Here is a 25,558-nt window from a genome sequence, read left to right on the forward strand (position 1 = left end):
TGTTGTCCCCCGCCACAAACTTGACGCCCGCCTCCTTCATTGAAGCCTCTGCAATCGCGCCCGTTTCATTCAGGTAAGTCATCCGCCGAAGCTGGTTAATCAGCTTGCCCGTCACCTTGGGATGGATAAAGGCGTGTCCCTCGCAGACGGAACGGATGGCATTGATCAGCGACTCGGCTTCCATATCCTTGAGCAGATAACCGTTGGCGCCTTTGCGCAGCGTCTCGAATACGTAGCTTTCATCGTCATGGATGGACAAAATAATCACTTTGACATCGGGGAATAACTCCCTCAGCTTCTCCGTTGCTTCCACGCCATTCTCAATCGGCATGTTAATGTCCATCAATACAATATCCGGCTTGATCTGGTTGCAGAACTCCAATACCTGAATGCCATCGCCGCACTCGCCAATGACCTCAATATCTTCCTCCATGTTCAAAATGCGCTTGAGTCCTTCTCTGAACAGCTGATGATCGTCCGCCAAAAGAACTTTAATGGGTGTCTTGCCGGGATTCTGGTTATCCATTATTTTGCTCCTTTCCCTTGTCCACGTTCGTTGGAATATGGATAATGATGGTTGTGCCTTGATTCTCGGCAGATTCAATTTCCATTCTTCCTTCCAGCAGTTCTACGCGTTCGCGCATTCCAACCAGCCCGAAGCTCTCTCTGTTGACCTGCTCCGCTTTCATTTCCTGCACGTTGAAGCCTATTCCGTTATCTTTGACTACAATTTTAATCAACTGTGCCTGATATGTAATTTCCACCAATACGTAACTGGCACAAGCATGCTTCGCGACATTGGACAGCGCCTCCTGAATCAGCCGGTAGACGGCTGCCTCCATCGCTGACGAGAGACGATGCTCCTTGCCCCTCGTTTCAAATGAGGTCCGAATCTTGTTCTTCTCCTCATAATCATGAACATACTTGCGCAGCGTGGGGATAAGTCCTAAATCATCCAGCGCCATCGGTCGCAAATTAAAAATAACTTTACGCATTTCTTCCAGACTTGAACGCACTTGTCCTTTTAAATCTACTATTTCGCCCTGCACCAGCCCAAATTCCTGCTTTACGAGCATTCTTTCCACAATTTCTGTTCTAAGAACAAGATTTGCCAGCATTTGTGCAGGGCCATCATGGATTTCACGGGCAATACGCTTGCGTTCCTCTTCCTGAGCCAAAATAATTTTCAGCCCGATGATCTGACGATTCTTTGCCGATTCGACAATTCGCGTTACATGTCCCAACTCGCCGGATAAATACTTTAAGACCACGCTCATTTGCGAGCCGATCGATTCGGCCCGTTCCACCGAGTTCTCGACGCTCCGGACCCGCTTATGCAGCTCATCGCGTCTGTTCCGCAGATAGGCCTCCCTTTCCCTCGCCATCATCAGCTCAAGCTGCAGCTCCGTCGCCTTCTCGTATGCGATTCGAATATCTTGTTCTGTATAACGAACAAAATCACGGCTGACTTCCGTTAAGCGGATACGGGACCGGCGATAATCCACCTCCAGCTTGTCTACCTTCTGCAGCGTTTCATCCGTCTCCTCCCTGACGCGCTGCAGTTCACTGTTGAGATTTGCCAGCTCTTCACGGGCGGTTTGCAGAATCTCAAAAATCTGATACTTGCTGTCCTCCATTACATTAATCGTATTCTTGATTACGCGGTCAATGGCATCAGTTTGGAATTCCACGGACAATTGCCCCATTTCTGTCGAATCATATAAAGGCGAGCCTTTATATTAACATATCATGATTCAATCGTTACGGTCTTCGTTTTCTGTTCCCATTTTACGGTTAATCCAAGCTGGTCGGAAACTAAACGAAGTGGGACTAAAGTCCTTCCTTGTAGGGATATAGGCGCTACCTCGGAGCTTTGCCGCTTTCCGTTAATAATAAACTCCTTCTTGTTTACTGTAAGCTCAAGCGCTTTGGAGCCCCGAAGCACCATGATCTTACGGGTAGCCGGGTACCAGGCCGCACTGCCGCCAAAAGCGTCCAGCACATAGCGGATCGGCACATAGGTTGTTCCATTCTGTACCAGAGGCGCTGAGTCAATGGCCTTCTTCGTTCCGTTTACCGTTAATGTCCTTTGTCCGATCACCATGACCGCCGTTCCCGTCTTCAATCCCGCCTCGCTGGAAAGCGAAGGCATCGTGAAGGCGATATTGTCGAAAGCCACGGCTCCGGTCTTGGCCCGCTCATCCTGTCCTTCCTCGACATTAACGACATACAGCCGTTTTAGTGTTGCCGGGAACTTCATATTTGACCCTGTGAGGTCGATATTCAGTGTCTTCCATCCGGTCCAGTCAATGGCTTTGGCCAGGTCCACATAAATGGTCGCTCCGCTATTGTCCGTAAATTCAGCCCGCAGCCAGTTCAGACTCTTATCCCCCATCACATCAAGCGTCATCGAGGTTGCCGCTGCCGGAACCGATTTGCCGGCTGTGCCGTTGAACTGGGCGTAGGCATACATCTTGCCTGTTCCGGCTGTCATGTCGTAACCAAGCGACAGCACTTTGCCCGCGTGATTGTCACTGCCGTCCGTGATGGCCGCCGTTCCCTGAACGCCTGACACATTCGTCGTAAAGGCGATCGGATAGGCGACATTTTCAAAATCCTCCCACGGGACCGCTGCGGCTTCCGTCAACACAATCGCCGTGCTGAATCCGTCGTAACGCGCGATGGCATAGCCGGTCGTGACTCCGGGATTGACCGAATTCACACTCAGCTTTCCATCCTGTACGCCGCCCTGAAAGCCGACGAACTCCCATTTGAGCGCGGAGCTTGGCACGCTGATTGAAGCGCCGCCCTTGGTGACTGCGGTTACCGGCACCGCAATGACGCTGCCCTCCTTGAGCGGAGCGCTTGCTGTGCCCGCCTTCAGACTGGACAGATCGTCGCCTCCAAGCACAGTAACCGCTATTGATGCGCTTACGGAACCGCTTGCCGCGGTCAGAGTCGCTGTTCCCGGCTTCACCGCCGTCGCCTGGCTTCCGCCGACATTTACGCTTCCGCTGCTGGACTTCCAGGAAGGATTGGCTGAAGCAACGTCGATCGGATTATAATACGTATCATATCCCTTCAACGTATAGGACGCCGTCTGTCCGATCAGCAGGACGCTGCTCCCACTGATTTTGATCCCTTTCAATTCGCCCTGCGGCGCATTCGTATAGACGCCCAGGCCATTCACAATGCTGCGCTGCTCCGTGCCATATTCCGTATCGAACGTAAGTGTAGTCTGCGTTTCAGCCAGCGGACGGTCAACCATTGTCGTGGAACCGCCACCATCCAGATTTAGTCCTTTATACACGCCAATGCTTGTCATAAATGATTGAAGCTCTGACAGGGACATGCCTGAGCTATTATCATTCTTCTCCGCCGCGATGACGTACACGTAACGCCCATCTGCGGAGTACCCGAGCGCCGTTCTTGCGCGGTAGCCGCCAATACTGCTGACAGAGCGCGAAAATGCCGCCGCCTTGCCTTTGTCAACCAGAATGGTGTGCCCTCCGATCATCATTTTGAGGCTGGCCGGGTCCATTGTCTCGCCGCTCGTTTTGGAATGAAGCGAATAAGCCACCGTCAATGGCTGACCAACCGCTAAATGATCCGCCACGAACGCTGCCGCTGTCCCGTGCGTCCGCAAAATATAGGCTCCCGAAGGCACAGTCACCTTTAAAGCGGTATTCTTGTCGGAAATTTGAGTGATCACTCCATTTTCAACAAGCACCTCGGTCGGGGACGTCGAGCTGTTTTTCGGCCGATCCTGCGCTGCCCAGGCGTCGGTATACACATATGCCGCATTGAAGTGGCTGTAAGCGGAAGCCCCGCCCTCCGGGCTGTACGCTCCCTTGTTGACCCCGGACAAAGGGAACTGTGTGCCGTCTGCCGCCGTTACCGTTCCCGTGAACGTAAACTCGTCGATGACCGGCTTATTGTCTGTCGTCAGGGCAAAGGCGTAGAGACCGTTCAGCTGTGAAGGTGTCGATACCAGTGTGCCTCCGGATACTTCGCCGCCAATCGGCGCTCCTTCGCCACTTGTATTGAAGTAATCTCCATTCACCGCCGCCACGGCGCCGGTCTCCTTGGCCATTCCTCCGGTACTTTGCCGTGTGGTTAGCTTGCCGTTCTTGCCAGTCATCACATCAATAGAGACATACGGGTTGTTCAGATCGACGCGAATGACATCGGCCAGACCGCTTGCCTTGCTGCCGGAGCGCGTCACAGTATATTTATATTTCAGCTTCGTGGCGCCCGAGGTAATGATTTCTTCGCTCACTTTAGTTGCCGTAAAAGAAGAAGCGGCCATCGCGATCGAAGCATGTCCCCTCTGTAGCAGCGGCAGCTCGCCGCCGATCACCGGCATAATCCACAGCACACCCGCAAGCGAGGCAGCGATCCATTTGGAGGATGCGGGTCTCTTATTTCTTCTTTCCTTGTCCATACCAGACTGATCCGATGAGCAACTACCATTCATTCCAAGTAACTCTCCCATCTCTTGTATTCCCAGTACTTTCCTCCAGCGGAGTCATCCCATTTTTTGTCCTACACTTTTAATAGACTAGATTTAGCCGAAAAAGTTACGAAATTGATAGAAAATACTCTGAGCTTCGCCGTTTCCGGCAAGCAAAAGAGCCTTCTGCAAAAGACAGTCCCCAAGACTTGTCCATACAAAAGGCCTTTTTGTTCATGGTTACAGGCGCTACGCCCCTGCTTATTAAGTTATAGCCCCGCTTGCTCCCTGAGCAGTTCCGCTTTGTCGATGCGTTCCCAAGGCAAGTCCAAATCCGTACGTCCGAAATGCCCGTAAGCGGCCGTCTGTTTGTAAATCGGTCTGCGCAGATCCAGCATGGAGATAATTCCGGCTGGGCGCAGGTCAAAGTTCCGGCGCACTAGTTCCACAAGCTGCTCTTCACCGATCTTGCCAGTGCCGTATGTATCGACATTGATAGAAACCGGATTGGCGACACCGATCGCATAAGCCAACTGAATTTCGCACTTGTCGGCCAGACCGGCAGCTACGAGATTCTTGGCCACATAACGCGCGGCATAAGCGGCAGAACGGTCAACCTTCGTCGGATCTTTACCGGAAAAGGCGCCGCCGCCGTGACGGGCATATCCGCCATACGTATCCACGATGATCTTCCGTCCGGTAAGCCCCGCATCCCCTTGCGGACCACCGATAACAAACCGTCCGGTCGGATTGATAAAATACTTGGTTTCGCTATCCAGCAGTTCTTCCGGCACAACCGGCAAAATCACATGCTGCTTGATATCCGCCTGAATTTGCTCCAGCGTAATTTCCTCAGCATGCTGTGTCGATACGACAATCGTATCCACCCGTAGAGGCTTGTCGTCCTGATACTCAATCGTAACCTGTGTTTTGCCATCCGGTCTCAGATAATCCAATGTGCCATTTTTGCGCACTTCAGACAAGCGCCGGGCAATTCGGTGGGATAAGGCAATCGGCAGCGGCATCAGTTCAGGCGTCTCATTTGTTGCGAAGCCAAACATCAACCCCTGGTCTCCTGCCCCAATATTTGCGGTTTCTTCAGCAACCTGAGCAGGATCGCGATCCTCAAGCGCAGCGTTAACGCCCTGAGCGATATCCGCAGACTGTTCATTCAGAGATGTCAATACGGCGCAGGTATTGTAGTCGAAGCCATATTTGGCTCGTACATATCCGATATCTTTAACCGTGCTGCGTACAATTGCGGGAATATCCACATACTCGGACTTGGTGCTGATTTCTCCAATGACGAGCACAAGGCCGGTAGCTACCGATACCTCACAAGCTACACGCGCATAAGGATCATTGGCAAGGAACGCATCCAGGACCGCATCTGAGATTTGATCGCAAATCTTGTCCGGGTGTCCCTCCGTAACCGATTCTGATGTAAACAAGTGACGTCCTTTAACAGGCATGAATTCAACCTCCTATATAATAGGTAGAAACTGCTTGGTCATTCCTCTTATTTAATCCTTGTTGAAGAATAATTCATATAAGTTCAAGGCTTAACCCGGCAAAAAAATCAACCTTTTCCACATGGAAAAGGTCGGTTTTCCTCAAATGTCATATTAACTTATTTAGGTGTTACTGTCAATCAAAGCCCACCCACAGAGCCTGATTGTTACCTTGCTATCATTATGAAAAAAGGGCTTGCTCGGCCTGCTTAACAAGCCGCTTCGTAATTTCACCGCCAACAGAACCATTATCCCGTGACGTGATATGTCCGAGATATGGAGTCCGGGATGCCGCCGGAGCTCCTCCCAGCATTCCCAATTCGGAAGCGAATTCCGTATCCGCCCCTGCTCCGGGCACTGGACCGTAAAGGCCAAACTCGGCAGCGATTTCAAACTTCATCTGCTTCAGCATTTCCCGGCTTTCCGGTACAACTGTACGATTGCCGCGTGCCATGAACAACACCTCCTGATTAATTTAAGAATACAGGAGTATTGTGCATCGCCTAGGCTTTATTCAGCCTTATCAATGTTTGGGAAGCCAGGAAACTGAAATCAAGGTCTGATTCATGTATGTTTCTAAACAAATCGGGGCAATCTGTAAGTAACATTTTCTATTTCAGGATGTAGCCCCCGCGGACCATAACGACAAGCCCGTATTTCTGACCGTCCTGTACCGCAACCCCTCTGCCATCTCTCGGAAATGAAAGAAGATGATTGGCCGGGGCAGCTTGTCCGTTAGCCAAATCTTTGCCGTCGGTCAAATCGGCCGCACCGCTGGTGTCCTGAGAATAAATAACGGCCTTACCGGCGCGAACGATAAACTCCGTTCCCGCGGAAGCGAGCAATGTCTGTCCAGGCTTTACATCGACAATAACTGCTTCATTACTGCTTGCCGGATTAGGTGAGGCTGGAGCTTGGGTTGCGGCGGGTGCCGGGGTTGACGTTGGAGTAGGCGCTTTTATTGTGCCACCTTGCAGCGCTTTCTGAATCTGCTGGTCTACGTAGCTTTTGGTAACAACCGGGTCATCGGCTGTGCCAGGTTGATTCCCGACATCAGCTCCCTGTGCCGTATTGCTCACGATTGAACCGGCCCATACACCGCCGGCGAGCAGTACAGCGGCCAGGCTTATCTTCCATAGCGGCTTCATTCTCTTCCTCCTTTGGAGACTGATAATACGCCAGTGAATTTAAGAAGGCTCTGCAGAGAGTCATCTCCACAGAGCCTTCCAAATTAACATCTTACATCCGTTTACTCAATAATGACGGTATGCACAAGTAAGATATGAATATCTTACTTAGCAGATACAGTTACATCATTTTTCAGCGAGTTGTGAGCAGCATCCTCTGCAACCGTAGTGCCGGAAGTCTTAGTTGTAACAGTTACAGTAGAGATAGCAGCAAGTGTGCTGAGTTTAGGGCTAGTGATTGGACCTGTAGCAAGTGTGATATCGGAAGAATCCAATACACCATTGTTGTTAAGGTCGAAGTACGTAGCCGAGGTAGCTGTAGCTGCTTGCTCAATGAAGCCGCTCAGGTCGATCAGGTATTTACCAGCATCGGAACCGGAACCAGCAGTAACGGTAAGACCTGCAGTATTTACTACTTCACCGTTAACCTTAACTACAAGGTCGCCAATAACCGGAGCCACATTAAGCGTTTCGTTGAAGCCAATAGCCAGCTTATTATCGGATGTCAATGCAGCGTAGTTCAGAACCGGTTTAGTGTTATCCGTTACAGAGAGAGTATCGGAATAAGTAGTCAACAGTTCTCCGGAAAGAGCTGCTACATTTGCCACTGTGAATATTGCTGCCGAATCGGTTTTTTCAACAGAATCTGCAGGCAATGTAATCGTAGCCGTATCTTGCACAGAGTCAAGAGTAATCGATGTACCAGCTGGAAGCGGCTTGCCGGCCAAGGAGTAGTTAGCCAGGTCAGTAGCCGAGTTAGCTACAGCGCCACCTTTAACAGGTCTGCCAAATTCAACGGTTACCACATTGCCAACTGCATTTGCGCTTGTCAGTTTAAACGTAGTAGATCCAGCACCGAAGTCAATCGTGTAGTTGAATGCATCGGAAGAGTTAGGAGTCTCAGCGCGGTCTTTGACCAGACCGGAAGCAAACGAGAACGCATAGACGCCTGTCAATTTGTCCGGAGCTCCAACTGTGTAAACCACTTTCTTCGCGCCAGCAGTAACAGCGGAAGGAGTCAATCCGCCAAGGAACGAACTTGCGGAAATGGCAACACCATTGGAGTTAACGATTGTCGGCAATGCCGGCGTACCAGCAGCCAGACCTTCGCTGAAGTTAACTTCGATAGAAGTTACTTTACCATCGGAGTTTTTAACTAATTTGTAGCTGGTTGCAGCCGGTTTAACTGTATCTTTAGTCAAAGCTACAGACTGGGAACCAGCAACATAAGCGTTGCCCAGGTAATCCTTAACTGTACCCGGAATAACAACAGACAGCGTACGGGATGTTTTAGTGCTGTACAGAGTATCCGTTACTTGAAGCAGGAATTGAGTGTTGTTAGTGTTGGCTACAGCAGCTGTTGGCGCAGTGAAGTTAACATTGCCAAGCAGTTCGTCCTTCACGCTAAATGCATTGATTACAGTAGCAGGGTCCATTTCCTTGCTGAATGTAACCAGAATGCCTTTGTCGCTTTGAGCAGACAAAGTAGCAGTAGGCGCTACAGTATCAACAGTTACAGCGAAGGATTGGGAAGTAGAAACCGTTTTGTTTCCGCCCTTATCCAGCAGGTTAATCAGTTCAACGGTGTGATTTGCGTTGGAAGCAAGGCTCACACCTGTAATTTTACCCGTTTTGCCGCTCCAAGCGATCGTGTAGTAAGATCCGTCAACCTTGGCCAGGGAGCTCACGATTGGCTCGGAAGCAGTTACCACTACAGTGGAAGCTACAGTTGTGTTGGTTTTTGCATATACAGATGCAATAACCGGAGCAGTTGTATCTTCAAATGTCAGTACGGTAGTGAACTTGGCTGTTTTGGTATCGGAATCTTTCAGCAGAACAGGGTTCACAACAACAACGCCGTTGGTTACTTCAACTTCGCTAGCATTTGTGAAAGTCAATGTAACGGTTGTTTCGTCAGCGCTCAACTCTACAGAAGCCGGTGTTACGCCATTGATCGTATAAAGCGATGCTGTTTCGGCATCAGTCTTGTCAAGAGCTCTGTTGAATTTAACTTCAACTTGAGTAGCGTTAATTGGAGTTACGGACAGAACTTGTGCGGAAGCCAAAGTTACTTTCGCTGTGTAGTCATGGCCGTTGTAAGTAAAGGAAATCGTCTTCTCAACGCCGGCAACCAGAGCTTCTGTCAAAGTAACCGTAGTTGTTGTTTTGTCAGAGAAAGTTACCAGGACAGTGGTTGGAGTCAGCGCTTGTGCAGATACCACTGTAGGCAGAGCGGACAGAACGCTTACTTCATAAGCTGCTTCAACTACCAAAGAACGAGTTGCGTTGCTTTGGAAGCTGGTGCTTGCTGCGATCAGGCCTTTGTTGATTACGGCTTGAGCGTAACCTTTAGCCCATGTGGATGCGTTGTTGTCAGTAGTAGAAGGAGTTTCCAGTTTCAGAGCGCGCGCCAATACGGTCGCTACTTCTTGAACTGTTACTTTACCGTTGTAGTCAAAGAGACCTTTGACTGTATCTTTACCTTGCATCAGTTTAGCTGTAGTTACAGCTTCGATGTAAGGAACAGCCCAGTTCTTCGCGTTGTAGCCTTTGTCTTTATAAGACAGCTTGCCTGTTTCTTCCTTCAGGTTGAACAGTTTGGCTACGATCTTCGCGAACTCGGCGCGAGTCAGATCATTTTCCAGATGAGCTTTGCCGTCCGGGTATCCGTTCAGGATGCCTTTCGCTGCCAAAGCGTCAAATTTAGCTTGCGGGGTTGTTGCTGTTTCACCAAATGCTACAGAGGCAAACATCGAGAATGCCATTGCTGTAGACAGTGCTACGGACAAAATTTTCTTCATAACCTTTTTTTCTCCTCCTTGAACATTCATGAACTGAGAGTCTTGTTTAGTTGGGTAGCTCATGTCACTCATTAGCCGATGCACCCCCTTTCCCGAGTTGAGCAAGTTAAGTATAAATGATGTCTGTGACGGGTATCACAGAAACTGGTAAATACATTCAAGGCATGACAACACTAGATTCCTAAATCTACCTTAGTATTATACAATGTGCCTAAAGTCACGTAAAGCTAATTTTTCCAATCGGTCTAGCTAGCTTTACAGCCATCCAAATATCCGATGTTCAATGGCTCTACATCTTTAACGCGAGAGTTTCGTAAAAGTTGCGGTTCACCCAAAAATAATTTGGAAAGGTTATTCTCCTGTTTCGCACCAATAGATGAGCTGTCTTTTATGTAAATTGAAACCATTGGTAAACCATGGGCGCTACGGGAATCAGTATATCATGTGCTCCGTTACCGGTCATTAAGCAATATTTCCTGATCTATTTTGCCCGATGCTTATTTATTGTAAAAAAAGAGCGCCGAATCCGGCACTCTACTAATCGCCAAAGTTATCTGATCTTCATGGAAAGCTGGATAAGCTCTTGCCGTTTCTCCGGACTGGAATTCACGTTTTTATACAAGGCATCAATCGCATCGCGATTCTCCCGATAAGATTTCTCATGCTTAATGGTAGAGTGGGACCAGTCGATCAGCGCATTCTCCGCTATAACAAGGTCATTGTAAGCATCATGGAATCCGGTCGCTTGAACCAGTTCTTCCATGACCTCCTGGGTGATTTCCTGTTGAACGCGTCTTGCCGCGATTTCTTTTTCCATTACTTTTGCTGTATTCTCAAACTTGTTCTTAGCTTTCATGTAGTCGAGCTGAGCTTTTGATAAAATCGGTTTCATCGATGGCTTTCACCTTTCAGAACATAATATTGTCTACGCTATTGTAACGTAAACGGCCGAAGATTACAAAACCTTCAAGACGATAAGCTGAACCATTTCGCTAATCCCGTAACCTAATGACTTCAGGGGAAGTGTCTCTTGGAATTCAGGTACATGCACTTATAGCTTTAAAAAAAGCCGGCCTGCGATCATTCATTCTCGCAGACCGGCTTCTTGCTTGCTCCTAGCTAAAACTCTTCGGGAAGATGCTTGTGCTCTTTTGCAGGAGCGCCACCACAATTTTGCCAGCTTCCGCTCTTGTCAGTTTGCCCTTCGGGTTAAAGTTGTATACGGGCTTCCTGGAACCTGCCATCGTTATCGGACTGCCCTCCATAATCTTGGCCTTGGACACAGCTTCAATGGCAGGCCGTGAATAGTAGTCCGAGCTTCCGGCATCCACAAATGATTTGCCGAGACCTGTCAGCAGCTTGTCATTATTCGCGGACAGCTTGAGCTTCAATGCGCGCGCGATCATAACGGCTGCCTGTTCTCTTGTCAGCGGTATATCCGGGCCGAAGAATCCGTCGCTCAGACCGGTAACAATACCCGCTCTCGCAGCCGTCTCAATATATTTGAAATCCCAGGTTCTGGATTTCGCCTCCGGCACGATATCAAAGAAGGTTTGTTGATTCACATCATAGTTCAGCGGAATGTTCAATCCTTTGACAAGCAGTGTTGCAAACTCTCCGCGTGTAGTTAGATCATCCGCTCCGAATTGATCGGCGCGCAGGTAAGTCATAATGCCTTTCGAGTACAGCCCGTTCAGAATATTTCGCGCCCATGGATGGTTTGTGATATCGGAGTAGCCCCGGCGCAGCTTCATTACCGTATAATATCCGAATTCGTCAAATGGTACGGTCACGGTATGAGCCTTCGTATTTACCTCCCCGCCAATATTCTCCCATATTCCGGAGTCGGTGTAGCGGAATACCGTAATATTGGTTCCAACCTCATCAACGACGCTGTCATTAAAGGCGAGGGTCAATTCGCCTCGCTGGGAAGGAACGATTTTACGGTCGTAGCCGAACTGCGTGAAGTTACCTTCTATAGAATAAGGCGCGATTCCGTTCACAGCTTGTTTGATTCCACTCTCTCCCAAGCCGCCGCTAATCCAATAAATATCCGACACCCGCGAGAAATTGGTAGTCTCCACGGTTGATCCGAAGCGCAGCGTCAGATCGGCAGGAACGATGATGGTTGATTCCCCTTTTTCCGTTCTTGCGTCTTTATTCAGATTGATAATATTTCCGTAATCATTGCGGCGCTCCACAACCCCGTCTCTGGGATCGGCAATGCCGAACAGCAGCTTTTGATCAGGATAGTATTTGGCTGCTCCAGAGGACGAATACCCCTTCATAACGGTGCCTTTTGGAAAATTCAGCTCCAGTTCCTTATTAAACACGCTGTATTTCACAGCTGCTTTCTCCGCCATGTACTGCGTATCGATTTGAACCGCACTGGTGTAGTAGACAGTCACAGTATCATTTAAGGTACTGTCGGCACGAACAATCTGGATCTTGATTACGGTTGCCTTGTCCGGCTTCAGTCCGACATAGTCGTATACGAAACGGTTGGGCAGGTCTGTCCGCTTGGTCGCTTCATATTTGTCAATCATGACCTTGGTCGCACCCTCGGCTTCAATGTCGAAGCGGACAAAGTTTTTGTTGACCACAATCTGATCGCCTACTGTCGGAACAGGAGATAAAATCAAGTATGGCGATACCACCCGCTCGACTTCCAGCCGCTGGGTACTGCGGGCTCCGGTGCTGTTGATCAATTCCAGATTAAACACCTGGCTGCCCGGCGCGTCGAATTTCAAATCCCGAATCCGCAGGATAAAGTCTTTTTCGCTGCCAGCATAATCATAGACGAAGGAATAACTCACTCCGTTCGTCGTATAGGTATACGTTCCGGCGGTCTTGTACCTGTCGTCCGAGGTCAGCAGGTCAGTAATGCCTTTGCTGGAAAATATCTGCTCAGAGCCCCGGAACAGATTCAAGATGGATGCTCCGCCGCCTCTGATTAACAGATCATATGATTGCTCGCTGGTGACATACTTGCCATCCCGATTCACAAACTCCGGAGACACCCGCAAAATATCAGATAGTTCCGTGCTCGTCAAGCTAGCCAACGGTTTGTTGTTAAAGGATGTGCGCCCCGTACCTGTAGCCGGACGGAATACGCTTAGCGTGGACACATTGGTATCCACAATATAAATCCGCAGCTCCTTGCGGACCTCCCGGAGATTTCCGGCGCCGTCCATGGAGGTTCCGGTAAATACGATTTTGTTCTCTCCATACACAAGCGGACCTTCCGCCTTAATATTAAGAGCCAGCGAGAACGCAGTATGAGTTGCATCAACGCCGAGCGTTGTATCCGGACCATCCTTGCTTGATTCCGGTCCCTGAGTCATGCCGTTGCCGGCAACGCCATTGACATAAAATTGCGCGTTGGTAATATTCTCGAATCCGATGTACTGGCCTTCAATGGTCATGGTATTTACGATCTTTGAGTTGAAGGAATACGTCTGACCGTCCTGCAGATTGCTTACATAGATATAGTTCTTGGACACATAGGAAATATCCACATTCTTGTAGGCTTCCGATCCCTCAAACTTGAATCTCACTTTCTGCTGCCCGTTGGAAAAGTCGGAGACCTTGTAAATTTGCTCATTGCTGCCCAGACCGCTCGGAGATGCGGTTGGGGTTACTAAAGTCAAGCTCAGATTCTTCGTGCTCAGCGGTAAATAGGAAGCGACAAGCTTGTTGGTCGCGGCAAGATTTTTGTTGGCTCTTACCATGATGTAAAAAGTAGCTTTGTCCACCTCGGCTCCGTCGAGAGCCAGCTTGGAGACGTTCGTTACGGACGAAGTACCGTTATAGCCTGGCAGGTAATACAAATCGGTGATAACCGTCTCTCCGGGCATATATTTGTAATTTACCGTATACGAAGTAGAGAAGTTCCCGTAAGTAACGAAAAGCTTGAAGTTATTTGTTCCCGAAGCCAGCGAAACTCCGTCGACTTTGAACTTCACCAGCCGGTAGGCCGGCGTTTCGCCGTCGGGTCCCGGAATAATAATTTCGTCCGAAGAAGCTCCCGGAGTTCTATCCAGCTTCAACACACGAATCGGAACCGTATTGGTGCCAATCTTGACGGTCGTATCCGTACCCGCGGTGCCGTCGCTCTTCGAAAACGGATTGGTCGCGGCATTGTACGGGAGCAGAATTTGAGCGATGACTCCGGTTTGCGCCGTACCCGTCAATACGGGAGTGGTGTTCAAGGCCTTGATATATTGCGAATCGTAAGACAATTCCATATCCGTAAACGGCTGGGTCGTATCAAAATAATACAAAGAACGATCGATGGTAATGGAATCGGAAGCGGTCTTCACCACAAATTTAAGGCTATTGATGCCCGAAACAAGTGACAGCGATGAGGTGAAAAACGTCCCGTCCTCCAGCAGCGATGTCGTCATCATATCTCCGCCGTTAAGCGAGAGCGTAACCGATGTCGCATTGGCCACCTTGCCGCGAATCGTTATCTGGTTGTTCGGGACGACGACCTGGGTCCCTTCATTCAGATCAATGGCTTCAGGACCGCCTCCCAGTACCTGAAGGGACTGAATGAACGGAACCTTGTCATACAGCACATAGAACGATTCGGAACGCTCCAGACCACCCTGTACGCCCGTAAAGGTAACCTTGTTATAGCCGGTATACAGCGTCAGCCCGCTGGTTGTAAAACGGTTCGCCGAATTAGCGGAATCCAGCGTAACGGAACCGATCGTCACATGGCCGGCATCCGTGACCCATCTGCCGCTTGTGCTGTCCTGTGTCAGCTGCTCCACCTTTACCTTGATCGTTGAGCCGGTGACCAGCGAGTAGGTGCCGGTAATGGTCATATTGCCGTTATTGGTTATATATACACTGCTCCGGGTAATCTTCGCAGGGTCCGTGCCGGTAGCCTCAGGGTTAAGTCCCTTTGTCTGAAGCAGTTTCTGATCGTCAGGGATGAAGTAGGTCGATGTCGTAGCAGCCGAGACGTGCTGAGTAAGACCGACAGGGAGCAGCGAGACGAACAGAGCCGCCATGACAAGCCACAAGAACGGTCTCTTGATACGTTGCATGTGTATATCTCTCCTTTAGATTGATTTACTTTGGAATACCTTGCTTGCTTCTTTATCGGCCTTATGCTCCAAAAAATTTAGTCAATGAACAAAAAAACTCATCCAGTTAAGGATGAGTCTTGTCATTTGGAGGAATATATTTCAAAATAATAGCCTGTTGAAGCTAGGATTTCGAGCCTCTTTCGGCATTCGCCTTCATTCGCAATCTGGCAAAGAAGTCAAGCAGCGGACGCTTTGTTTTGCCGATCAGACCTGTAATTTCCGCGCCGATCTGCAGGAAGAACAGCATGACGCAAATAACGACGAAGGTTACCCAGTTGGCTTCATAGAGCGCCGCAGAGGATTGAATGACGGCCAGTATACCGAAAAAGGCCGCTATTCCGTATATAATAAGCACCGTCTGCCGATGGCTGAATCCAAGCTCCCGGAGACAATGATGGAGATGACCCTTGTCCGGCGCAAAAATCGGTTTCTTCTGCAGCTTGCGGCGAACGATCGCGAAGAACGTGTCCGAAAGCGGAACACCGATAATAAGCAGCGGCGTAATAAAGGAAACAACGGCGATTTGCTTGAACCCGAGCAGCGCCAGCAGCGCCAGACAGAATCCGAGAAACAGCGAGCCCGTGTCACCCATAAAGATTTTGGCCGGATGAAAGTTAAAGAAGAGAAAACCTACAATGCTGCCAAGAAGCAGCAGACAGAGCATGGCAACCATTACATTTCCCATCAGAAAAGCCATCGTTGCAATAGTGGCTATGGCAATACCTGAAACGCCGGCGGCAAGCCCGTCCAATCCGTCGATCAAATTAACAGCGTTCGTTACGCCGACAATCCAGAAAATGGTGAGCGGAATAGCGATCCAGCTCTCCAGCGAAGAATACGTGTTGTTAAAGGGAATATTTACAAAGTCCACAGTAATATTAAAACCGAACACTACGATGCAGGCTGCGGCAATTTGACCAAGCAGCTTGATTTTGGCGGATAGCTCAAACTTGTCGTCAAGGCTGCCGAGAATTACAATAAGTCCGCCGCCGCTAAGCAGCGCCTTGATGAAATTAACATCCCGTGTGGAGAACTCGTAAGGAACAAACGGCGATATGGCAAGCAGTCCTAACACAAACGCCAGAAAAATGCCCAGACCTCCAAGGCGCGGCATAATTCTCGTGTGCACTTTGCGGGCATTCGGCACATCCGTCGCTCCTATGGCAAAGGCAAATTTCTTGACCAGAGGCGTCAGGCATAGCGCAAGTCCCATGCATACGATAAATCCGGCGATGTATATGATTAACATTGGTTCAGTCAACCCCCATTTCTCTACCGCATTGAATTATACTCTGTTCCAAAAACAAATTCCAATTCCGTTTTCAGGCGATTTTCGATATATATTGAGGGAAAAACAGCGTTTTATCTAGTGTTTGTTACTCTATCTCTCTCCCATATCACTTTTACTGCGAATTTCGGAAGCGCAAGCATTCTTCTGTATCTCGTTGGTTCTTTTATAAGACGGTAAAACCACTCCAAACGAAGTTTCTGGAAGGCCAGAGGCGCGCGCTTCGTCTTGCCGGAAATGACATCAAAGCTTCCGCCGACGCCCATCATGACCGGAATGGCCAAACGCGACTTATGCTTCGCAATCCAGGGCTCCTGGGTATCCGCCCCGCGAGCGACAAATAAGAGGTCGGGCTTCGTCTCCAAAATCCCGGCGATGACCGCTTCATCCTCCTCCGCACCGAAAAATCCGTCGCGAAATCCGGCGATGATTATTCCCGGGTATTGCAGTTGCATCCGGTTTGCCGTCTCCTGAATGACTTCCGGGGTTGAGCCAAGCAGATACACTCTCCAGTGATAGCTTTCTCCAACTCGCATCAATTCATGTAGCAAATCAAACCCCGCCACTCGCTCCTTGACGGGACTTCCGCTGCGTTCGGCCGCCCACACCACTCCTGTCCCGTCCGGAACGACAAGCTCCGCAGAAGTCATAATATCCATATAAGCCGGATTGTCCAAAGCGGTCATGACCATAATCGGATTCGCCGTAATCACCTGATGCGGCGACCTCAAGCGAATGGCTTCCGTTAAATATGCGACGGTTTCCTTCATATCCATTTTGGACACCGGAATACCGAAAATGGTTACCGTAGGCAAAGCGCCTGCGTCTTTCACTATAGATCACCCTTTATGCCGTAAATATTCAACAATTTGCCGAGCGGGAGCCTCCGCTTCGAGGATTAATGAATCAATCCGTGTTTCCCTCTGCCGCCGCCAGACGTCTCCGTCCTTTATAAGCCGAATAATCTCCTCGCAGAGAACAGCACTGTCCAGGGAGGCTGTTGCGCCCGCAGGAAGGCTGTTGATGCGGCTTAAAAAGTGGTCGATCTTGGGATCATACGATATCCCGATCAGCGGCACACGGCGTCCTGCGGCGTAAATGAGACTGTGCAGCCGCATCCCGAGCAGCACATCGCATGCCCCGACCTCCCTCAGCATTCTCTGCGGATGGTCTGCATCTTCACACAGGCTGACGGCGCTTCCGGCAGCGGCGATGTCGCCCCCGAGCCTGTCCACACAATACTGCGATGCTTCCTTGTCGGAGGGAAGATGGAACGGCAAGAATCTCAGATGCACCGGCTGAGCGCGGCAAACGAGCCTCAGCCCCTCCACAATAGCATCCAGCTCCCTTCTGTCCTTCTCCCAATAACGCACGGAGATGCCGACAACCGGAAGATCCGGGCTTACAGAGCCGGAGTCGGCGGCAAATACCGATTCAGGTCTATGCTTCCCGGCAGCTTGCTCCGGCAAGGCCAAGCCGCCAGCCATTTCCTCCGGCAGAGTCAGACCCATCACAGGATCGGGCACAACCTGCACATCAGACGGGCGAATCCCCATCGACACAAGCAGTTGCCTGGACTGCTCGTCACGGACGGATACATAAGCGCATTTGCGGAATACCGACTTGATCATGGGATGGAACCATTTTCGCTGCACCGGCCCGATTCCCTGAGCATATACGAAGGTCGGCTTGCCCATCCACTGGGCCAGCTTGATAATGCCGAGATAATAGGGAATGGACTTGCCGCTCGTTACATCCTGCAGCAGGCTTCCCCCGCCGCTGATCAATCCCGCGCTCTCGCCTATAGCGCGGCGGACCTCGGCCAGCTTCATACGATGCACGGCTTCAACGCCATAGGTGGCGGACGTCCATTCCGGATCGATAGACAACACCACCGGTTCTATGGACATGCCCAAAGACTCGGACTGGCGCTTCAGGGCATTTAGAATCGATTGAAGCACCGCCTCATCGCCGCTGTTGCGGAAGCCATAGTAACCGGATAACACTATTTTCTGAGCAGGGGCGACCATCGTTTCCAACATCCTTCCGCAATTTGCCACACCATTATCGCAATCACTCCCAGAATGAGCCCAAGCCCAAGCCCAAGCAGACCGCGAACAAGCGAAATCAGAATCGGCGAGTGAATATGGGCGAACGTATCCACCATGGATAATTGGCCGATAACGGCGACAATCATCAGATAGGCGGCATTCCGGGATTTCAGAGCCAGAAAGGACCCAAGTAGAAACAACGGATGCGCAAGCAGGAACTCCTTGCTGCGCGGCCGAACGCCGAAGGCACTTTCCATAAAGTTACGGAAGGCCAATTCATAGGAGCTGGCGGTGCCGCTGTTGCCGGTGCGGCTCATATAGTACAGTCCGATAACACCAAGCACCGCAGCTCCAATAACCATCGCCAGAGTGACTGGTGTTCTTAGAAGTTTACCCGTTTTGCTCAAAGCAAACTCACCGCGGTACAGGAGCACGTAAATAGCCACCAGGCCGATCGGGACAATATGCAGCAGACTGACCCCGCGGAACTGGTTCAATACCAGACTGTACGTAATATTATTCAGCAGCGCGATAACGAATGGCACCGCGCCAAGCGAGATCACAGCCGTCCTTACATACAGAACAAGACTATGGAGCAGGCGGCGCTGCGGATTCAGGGGAACGGAGCCGGAATGGCTTCCCCGGGCGGCAGCTTTGCCTTTGCGGGCAGTTCCCAGCGGGGGACCCCACTTATTGACTTTACGGACAGCGAGAACCATAGCCACTGTAGGCGCGCAGATAGCCACCGCCAGGGCGAGCGCCTGCTCAAACAGCGCAGGTTTCACCAGCAGCAGTCCCGCGCTTCCGATCAGACCGATCGCCCAGGCGAGCAGCGTCAGCCATGGAATGAAGTAAGAGATCGTCAGCGCCACCATTGCGACGGCCCCAATAACGGCGACCAGCTTGAAATATCGTTGATAAGGGGAGTCAACCACATCAAAAGCCGTAGCCTGGCCTATCGCAAAGCCGTTGCCCTTGATCTTCTCCACCGCTCCGCCGGGCCCGCTCAGACTGGTGATCAAATTCTCCAAGGAGTCGTCGATCTGCGCCTTGGCCGAACTTCTCATCGGCGCGGTATTCAGGTAGAGCATGCGAATATTGCGGTCCTTAGTGGCAAGCGCGAAGCGGTCGGTAATCACATCCGGCTTCAGCGTCGAATCGTTCTCGCTCAGCGAATAGAGCCGGACCACATTATAATCGAGCATATAGGCAAGCTTGTTGAATCCTTTTTGCTGCTGTTTGAGATTCTCAATGGCCGCTAAGCCGATGCCATGCTCTTTCAGCAGCCGCGCGAAGGAATCAAGGCTCTTTGTGTCCTCGTTGTCGTTAAACCCTTTAACCGAATCGCCCTCAAACAGGATGCGCTTGACATTAAGACTTTCAAAACGGTCAATCAGCCGCTCCATTGCTTCTTCGTTATAAGGAAGAGAGTCCACAAGACGGGGAATGATTTGAAATCCCCTGTCATGCAAATTGGTCAGCACAGCGTCATCCGGGGCCATTGGCTTCAGCAGCGCATCCTCCAGCGGCGTCTTGATGATCAAGCCCTGCTGTCCGCGAAAGCTCCAGTCCTCGGTCGTAATTCCAAGGCTGCCAAAGGTAGCCTGGATTGCGGGCTTGAGCGCGTCACTATTCGCTTTATTTGTAAAAAGCACGTACGTATAATTTTCATTTTCCGGGATAACGCTGTCCGTTAGGTTGGCGATATCCTGCGCCCCCCAAAACATGACGCGGCGGGCCTTGCGGTAATCCTCAAGTGTACTCTCATATACGGCCATGCTCTGTACGCCGGCCGCTTTCAACAGATCCAGCTGCCGGGATATGTAGTCTTGCGGATTGGCCCGGTAGCTCGCGGCATCCACGAGATCCCTGTAGTCGAATACGATCTCCACTGTCCTGGATGATTTCTCCGTCTGCAGACGGTCATACACGACCGGCAAAGCCGCAATCAGGCCAACCACTACTACAACCCACAGCCATTTCCGGGAATTCAGGTTCCAACGCTGCCATTTGTGCTGCACCAAAAGCTCCTCCTCTTTACATAGCGAATCTCCAATACAAGAGACAACCCCACAAAGGTGAGGACTTGGCATCGAAGCCTGCTCAGATACTTTGCGGGGTCCCCGAAAAAAGAAACGGCTTCGCCCTTCGCATGAAAGGGCGGCACCCGTTTCCCGTAAAAGAGATTCAAATCATCCTGCTAATTGCTGCCGCCGTCCACTCTTCCCATAACCTCCCGGGTGAGTGCGGCAACCTTGGATTTGGCATCCTCAAGGGATTCGCCGCGCACGGCGAAGTACACCTTGATCTTGGGCTCGGTGCCCGAAGGACGCAGGCAGAACCAGGAGCCGTCTGCAAGCAGGTATTTCAGCACATTCTCCTTCGGAAGACCATCCAGACCCAGGGAGTAATCCAGCACCTCGCTCACGGTAATGCCCGCGATTTCCTGCGGCGGGTTCTGACGCCAATCGCTCATGATTCCCTGAATTTGGGCGACCCCGTCCTTGCCTTTAAGGGTACGGGATTCCAGGCTTTCGAGGAAGAAGCCAAACCGCGCATAAAGCTCCTGAAGCACCTCGTAAAGGGTCTTTCCTTGTGCTTTGTAGTAGGCTCCCGCTTCCGCAATCAGCATGGAAGCCAGAACGGCGTCCTTGTCCCGGGCATAGTTGCCGGCAAGATATCCGTAGCTTTCCTCATAGCCAAACAAATAGGTGTAGTCGCCCGAGGCTTCGAACTGGGTCATTTTTTCACCGATATATTTGAAGCCCGTCAGCGTATTGAACACGGTCGCTCCGTAATGACTGGCGACAGCGGCGCCCATCTCGCTCGTTACGATCGTCTTGACCACCGCGCCATTGCTTGGCAGCTTGCCCTGTTCCTGAAGCCGGCTCAAATAGTAGTGGATCATTAACGCGCCGGACTGGTTGCCGGACAGGACAACGAATTTACCCTCATGGTCGCGCACGACGGCGCCCATCCGGTCCGCGTCGGGGTCCGTGCCGATGAGCAGATCGGCCCCAAGCTCCTCGCCAAGCTTGATCGCCAGCGTAAAGGCTTCCCGCTCTTCCGGATTGGGAGATTTCACCGTGGAGAATTCGGAATCCGGCTGCTCCTGCTCCGGTACGACAAGCACATCGGTGAACCCGATCTTCTTCAGCACGCTGCGAACCGGCAGATTGCCTGTTCCATGCAGCGGTGTATATACGATTTTGAATTGGCTGCCAAGGCCCCCGGCGATTTCAGGCCGGCCGACGCTGACGGCCGCCACCGTATCGGTATACGCTTCGTCTTCCTTCTCTCCCAGCCAATGAAGGAGCCCGGCGGCTTCCGCTTCTTCCTTAACGGCCCGCTTGACGGCGTTGAAGGAATCCACCTGGAATATGTAGGAGATCACCTTCTCGGCCTCATTCGGCACAAGCTGGCCGCCTTGAGAATTATATACTTTGTACCCGTTATATTCAGGAGGGTTATGACTCGCCGTGATGACGACACCGCCCGTCGCTCCCAGATGGCGCACGCTGAAGGACAGCTGCGGCGTAGAGCGAAGGGAAGGATATAAATAGGCTTCAATTCCGTTGCCGGCCAGAACCAGCGCCGTTTCCAGCGCAAACTCCGGAGAGAACCGGCGGGAATCATGAGCAATCACGACAGATGGACGGCCTTCGCCTTTATGCTGCTCCAGGATAAAATTGGCGAACCCCTGAGTCGCTCTTGCTATCGTGTACCGGTTCATCCGGTTGCTGCCCGCGCCGATCACGCCGCGCAAGCCTCCTGTTCCGAATTCCAAATCCCGGTAGAAGCGTTCTTCAAGCTCCTGCGGATCATTCTCCAATCCCCGAAGCTCCTGCTTGGTGGTCTCGTCTACGGATGGGTCTTGCAGCCAGCGTTCCAAGGTTTCTGCAGCTTTTGGACTCAATTGGGTCATAAAAAATCTCTCCTTCTCAGGTATGATTTTAATTAAGCGCAAACATCATTTCGCCTTCGGCTACAACCTTGTCTTCCACTTTGGCAACCGCTTTCCCTTTACCGATGCTTCCTTTTAGACGCGTGATCTCCACTTCCAGCTTCAGGGTATCCCCTGGCACAACCTGTCCACGGAAACGGAAACCGTCCAGACCCGCCAAGAATCCGATTTTACCGCGGTTGGCTTCCACGCCCAAAATGGCTACTGCACCAACCTGCGCAAGAGCCTCGGTAATCAGTACGCCGGGCATAACGGGATAGCCTGGAAAGTGCCCTGTAAAAAAAGGCTCGTTCACCGTGACATTTTTAATGCCTACCGCCCGTTTTCCCATTTCGATCTCAATAATTTTGTCCACCAGCAAGAAAGGGGGACGATGGGGGATAATTTCCTGAATTTGATTGACATCCAGCATGTAACCTTGCTCCTTCCGGTTCGAGAGAAAGGCCTTTGGCAAACAGCCTCCCGTTATAAAGACACTTTATTTTGCCGGAGTGCATAAATATAGAAGCCTTTGGCAAGAACTATAGTTATCCTTCACCGGCTGCAGAAGTGGAGGTTGAGATAAGGGGCTTCTCCCGCTGGAATGCGGAGAGGGCCCTTTTTGATCTCGAAAGCCCCCCATCATTATACATTTTTCAGTATAAAAAAGAAAACTCCCTCATACAAGGGAGTTTCGCATTGCGGCTTCTGCGCCATCAGGGCGCAAAGACCAGATCGTATACATGCTTCCATGTGCTCCAATGAAACACATCGCTCCATTCCTTGTTGCCGAGTATGACGTAGCCTGCCGCCAAACCGCCGCCAAGGGCAAGCAGCAGCAGCAAAGGAATCAGAACCCATTGAATAACCGTCCACTTCGACCGTTTGCGCTTGATCGGCACATGATCTTCTGTCCGTTGTTCCTGTTTCAAACGATCTCCTTTCCGGCTGCCCATTGCTTCACCTACCCGCGCATGGTGTTGGCCAGGCCAAGCATTTGATCGCTGGAGGAAAGCGCCCGGGCCATCAGCTGATACGTCCGCTGAATCTGCATCATCTCGGTCATTTCCTTGTTCAGATCGACATTGGACTGCTCAAGCCATCCGGAGCGCACCGCCACTTCCCGGCTCTCGCCCGCCGCTCGCTGCACGAAGGCCTGTCCCGCCGTAACACCGTCCTTAAGGACAAATCTTCCGCCGTCTACCGCCTGGAGCACCTCGCTGTTGTTCGGTTCAACCAGCATCAGCCGGCCGGCCTCGGTTACCGGGCCATTCTCATCTCTCTTCATCAGAACAGCGCCCGTCTCATCAAAGGCCACGCTTACCCCAACCGGCACCGTCAACGGGTTGCCCTGCGCGTTCAGCACCGGGTTGTTCTCATTGTCAACGAGCACCATGTTGGCCGGACTCGCACTGTCCGGCGTAAAATGAAAATCGCCCTGACGCGTATAGGAAGTGACTCCGTCAACCTGGACAGCGAACAATCCGCTGCCCTGCAGCGCCAAATCGGTGCCATTCCCGGTCTCCTTGAGCGCCCCCTGTTCCCAACTGGTCGTAACCTGAGGAATCCTCATGCCGTAGCCGATATCAAAACCCAAGGGCATACTGCGCCCCTCAAGCTTATATTCCTGTGTCTGCTGCTGCACCCGGGTCAGCACATCTTCAAACGCTCCGTCTTTGCTCTTGTAGCCTGCCGTATTGATATTAGCGATATTATCGGCGATAAGATCAAGGCGCTGCTGGAGACTTGCCATCGAGACTGCCGCACCGATTGTCGAGTTATTCACCGGTCATTCCTCCTATACTCTTCCGACATCATTTACGGCCTTTTGCAAGGTGCTGTCGTAGAACTGAATCACCTTCTGGTTCGCTTCATACGCCCGGTAGGCCGCGTTCAAATCAATCGTAACCTGCGTCACATCCACGTTGGAGCCTTCGATATATCCCTGACGAACCTGCATATTATCCGCAGCCGCCGCATACCGGATTCCCGCAGCCTGCGCATCGTCGACGTGAAATACGCCGTTGCCGTCGCGCACCAGGTTCTCCGGCTTCGTTACGACGCTGATGCCGAGACGAACGCCCGTAGCGGCGCCTGACGCATCAAGAAGATTGCCTTCGGCGTCAACCTTGAGATTATCCACCGGACCGTTTAACACTACCGGCCTGCCATCGGCCCCGAGCACCCTGTACCCTCCGGCACTGAGCAGTTCACCGGCCGGGCTTACATTAAAGCTGCCATTGCGTGTAAAAAGCGTGTTTCCATCGTTATCCTGAACCGTGAAAAAGGCCTGCGGCTGGTAAATAATCTCGCCCTGATCGTTGATATACTTGCCCGAAGCGTCAAAGGGGATATTTCCCCCGGTGGCTGGATCGGCGAGACGCAAATCGGCCGACAGCGCAAAATCGGTCAGCTTCCCGCTTTCGACCAGATCGCCTTGCAAATATTTGGACATGGACTGCTCGGCGAATACCCCCGTATTTATTCTGCCAATCGGCTTCGCCGTCCGGCCGTTCATGGCGGAGATCAGCATATTGGGGAACGAATGGCTGATGCTTTCGACCTGCTTGTACCCCGTCGTATTGAGATTGGCGATATTTTGCGTTGCCGTGTCATGTCTGCGCTGCTCCGTGACCATACCGGCAGCAGCCGTATATAACCCTCTTATCATAAAGGCGTTTCTCCTTCCTGAACCGCAAAACCCCGAATTCCGGCGTATGAACCTTTATCTTTTATATCGGCCGCTTAAAATTTTTTCTTAACCGCCTTGTCCAAATGATCCAGCAAAATGCCCGTTCCCTTCACCACGCAATGCATCGGGTCTTCCGCCACCCATACGGGCACATGCAGCTCTTCGGAGAGCAGCTCAGCAAGTCCGCTCAGCAGCGCGCCTCCTCCGGTCAGCACGACGCCGCGGTCAATGATATCGGCGGACAGCTCCGGAGGCGTGCGTTCCAGAACCGTCTTCGCCGCCGCCACAATGGACGACACCGGGTCCCAAAGCGCCTCCTGCGCTTCGATCGAGGTAATGGTCAGAGTCTGGGGAAGCCCGCTTACCATGTCACGGCCGCGAATATCCATCTCGGCCTGCACGCCGCCCGGACGCACATTCCCGATGGTCAGCTTGATATCTTCAGCCGTCCGTTCACCGATGAGCAGCTTATACTTCTGCTTGATATATTTTAAAATGGATTCGTCGAACTTGTCCCCTGCCATTTTGATGGA

19 protein-coding genes are annotated in these 25,558 nt (G+C 51.4%); all 19 read right to left on the reverse strand.

Going from position 1 to position 25,558, the window contains the following annotated elements; all coding sequences use genetic code 11:
• A partial coding sequence (locus tag L692_RS0124325) for a response regulator (RefSeq protein ID WP_025702539.1) occupies positions 1-526 on the reverse strand: 526 nt, incomplete at its 3' end.
• A complete protein-coding gene (locus L692_RS0124330) occupies positions 519-1,691 on the reverse strand; it encodes a sensor histidine kinase (RefSeq protein ID WP_025702540.1) in 1,173 nt (390 codons plus the stop codon). The genes L692_RS0124330 and L692_RS0124325, both read right to left, overlap by 8 nt.
• A 56-nt stretch (positions 1,692-1,747) precedes the next feature.
• Positions 1,748-4,477 carry a stalk domain-containing protein gene (locus tag L692_RS0124335; RefSeq protein WP_036725391.1) on the reverse strand — a complete coding sequence of 910 codons (2,730 nt, stop codon included), beginning with the start codon at positions 4,475-4,477 and terminating at the stop codon, positions 1,748-1,750.
• Between the two features lie 245 nt (positions 4,478-4,722).
• Positions 4,723-5,925, reverse strand: coding sequence for a methionine adenosyltransferase (gene metK, locus L692_RS0124340; protein ID WP_025702542.1), 1,203 nt, complete (start codon positions 5,923-5,925; stop codon positions 4,723-4,725).
• Between the two features lie 220 nt (positions 5,926-6,145).
• Positions 6,146-6,418, reverse strand: coding sequence for an alpha/beta-type small acid-soluble spore protein (locus L692_RS0124345; RefSeq protein WP_025702543.1), 273 nt, complete (start codon positions 6,416-6,418; stop codon positions 6,146-6,148).
• 157 nt (positions 6,419-6,575) lie between these two features.
• The gene (locus L692_RS0124350) at positions 6,576-7,112 is read right to left on the reverse strand and encodes a hypothetical protein (RefSeq protein ID WP_025702544.1); all 537 of its coding nucleotides are present in this window, start codon (positions 7,110-7,112) and stop codon (positions 6,576-6,578) included.
• Between the two features lie 143 nt (positions 7,113-7,255).
• Complete coding sequence (locus L692_RS0124355) at positions 7,256-10,024, reverse strand: S-layer homology domain-containing protein (protein ID WP_025702545.1); 2,769 nt, start codon at positions 10,022-10,024, stop codon at positions 7,256-7,258.
• 478 nt (positions 10,025-10,502) lie between these two features.
• Positions 10,503-10,844, reverse strand: a complete 342-nt coding sequence (locus tag L692_RS0124360; protein WP_025702546.1) for a hypothetical protein — start codon at positions 10,842-10,844, stop codon at positions 10,503-10,505.
• A 223-nt stretch (positions 10,845-11,067) separates the two neighbouring features.
• The gene (locus tag L692_RS0124365; protein WP_025702547.1) at positions 11,068-15,009 is read right to left on the reverse strand and encodes an S-layer homology domain-containing protein; all 3,942 of its coding nucleotides are present in this window, start codon (positions 15,007-15,009) and stop codon (positions 11,068-11,070) included.
• 163 nt (positions 15,010-15,172) lie between these two features.
• A complete protein-coding gene (locus L692_RS0124370) occupies positions 15,173-16,300 on the reverse strand; it encodes a glycosyltransferase family 4 protein (RefSeq protein WP_025702548.1) in 1,128 nt (375 codons plus the stop codon).
• A gap of 113 nt (positions 16,301-16,413) precedes the next feature.
• The gene (locus L692_RS0124375) at positions 16,414-17,115 is read right to left on the reverse strand and encodes a WecB/TagA/CpsF family glycosyltransferase (protein ID WP_084463368.1); all 702 of its coding nucleotides are present in this window, start codon (positions 17,113-17,115) and stop codon (positions 16,414-16,416) included.
• A gap of 63 nt (positions 17,116-17,178) precedes the next feature.
• Entirely contained in the window at positions 17,179-18,369 is a 1,191-nt protein-coding gene (gene csaB / locus L692_RS0124380) for a polysaccharide pyruvyl transferase CsaB (protein WP_025702550.1), read from the reverse strand.
• Complete coding sequence (locus tag L692_RS0124385; RefSeq protein ID WP_025702551.1) at positions 18,345-20,411, reverse strand: DUF5693 family protein; 2,067 nt, start codon at positions 20,409-20,411, stop codon at positions 18,345-18,347. Before L692_RS0124385 ends, csaB begins: the two co-directional genes overlap by 25 nt.
• Before the next feature lie 179 nt (positions 20,412-20,590).
• On the reverse strand, positions 20,591-22,315 hold the full coding sequence (locus tag L692_RS0124390; protein ID WP_025702552.1) for a phospho-sugar mutase: 1,725 nt from the start codon (positions 22,313-22,315) through the stop codon (positions 20,591-20,593).
• A gap of 28 nt (positions 22,316-22,343) precedes the next feature.
• Complete coding sequence (fabZ, locus tag L692_RS0124395) at positions 22,344-22,766, reverse strand: 3-hydroxyacyl-ACP dehydratase FabZ (RefSeq protein WP_025702553.1); 423 nt, start codon at positions 22,764-22,766, stop codon at positions 22,344-22,346.
• Between the two features lie 283 nt (positions 22,767-23,049).
• Positions 23,050-23,265: a DNA-directed RNA polymerase subunit beta gene (locus tag L692_RS0124400; protein WP_025702554.1), complete on the reverse strand. Its 216-nt coding sequence runs from the start codon at positions 23,263-23,265 to the stop codon at positions 23,050-23,052.
• A 32-nt stretch (positions 23,266-23,297) separates the two neighbouring features.
• The gene (locus L692_RS0124405; protein ID WP_025702555.1) at positions 23,298-24,119 is read right to left on the reverse strand and encodes a flagellar hook-basal body protein; all 822 of its coding nucleotides are present in this window, start codon (positions 24,117-24,119) and stop codon (positions 23,298-23,300) included.
• 12 nt (positions 24,120-24,131) lie between these two features.
• Positions 24,132-25,004 (reverse strand): flagellar hook-basal body protein, encoded by an 873-nt coding sequence (locus L692_RS0124410; protein ID WP_025702556.1) that lies wholly within the window; start codon positions 25,002-25,004, stop codon positions 24,132-24,134.
• A gap of 74 nt (positions 25,005-25,078) precedes the next feature.
• Positions 25,079-25,558 (reverse strand): rod shape-determining protein (locus L692_RS0124415; protein WP_025702557.1); only part of this gene is annotated, 480 nt, incomplete at its 5' end.

Source organism: Paenibacillus forsythiae T98 (genome assembly GCF_000520735.1).
In the GTDB taxonomy this organism is placed as follows: Bacteria; Bacillota; Bacilli; order Paenibacillales; family Paenibacillaceae; genus Paenibacillus_AQ; species Paenibacillus_AQ forsythiae.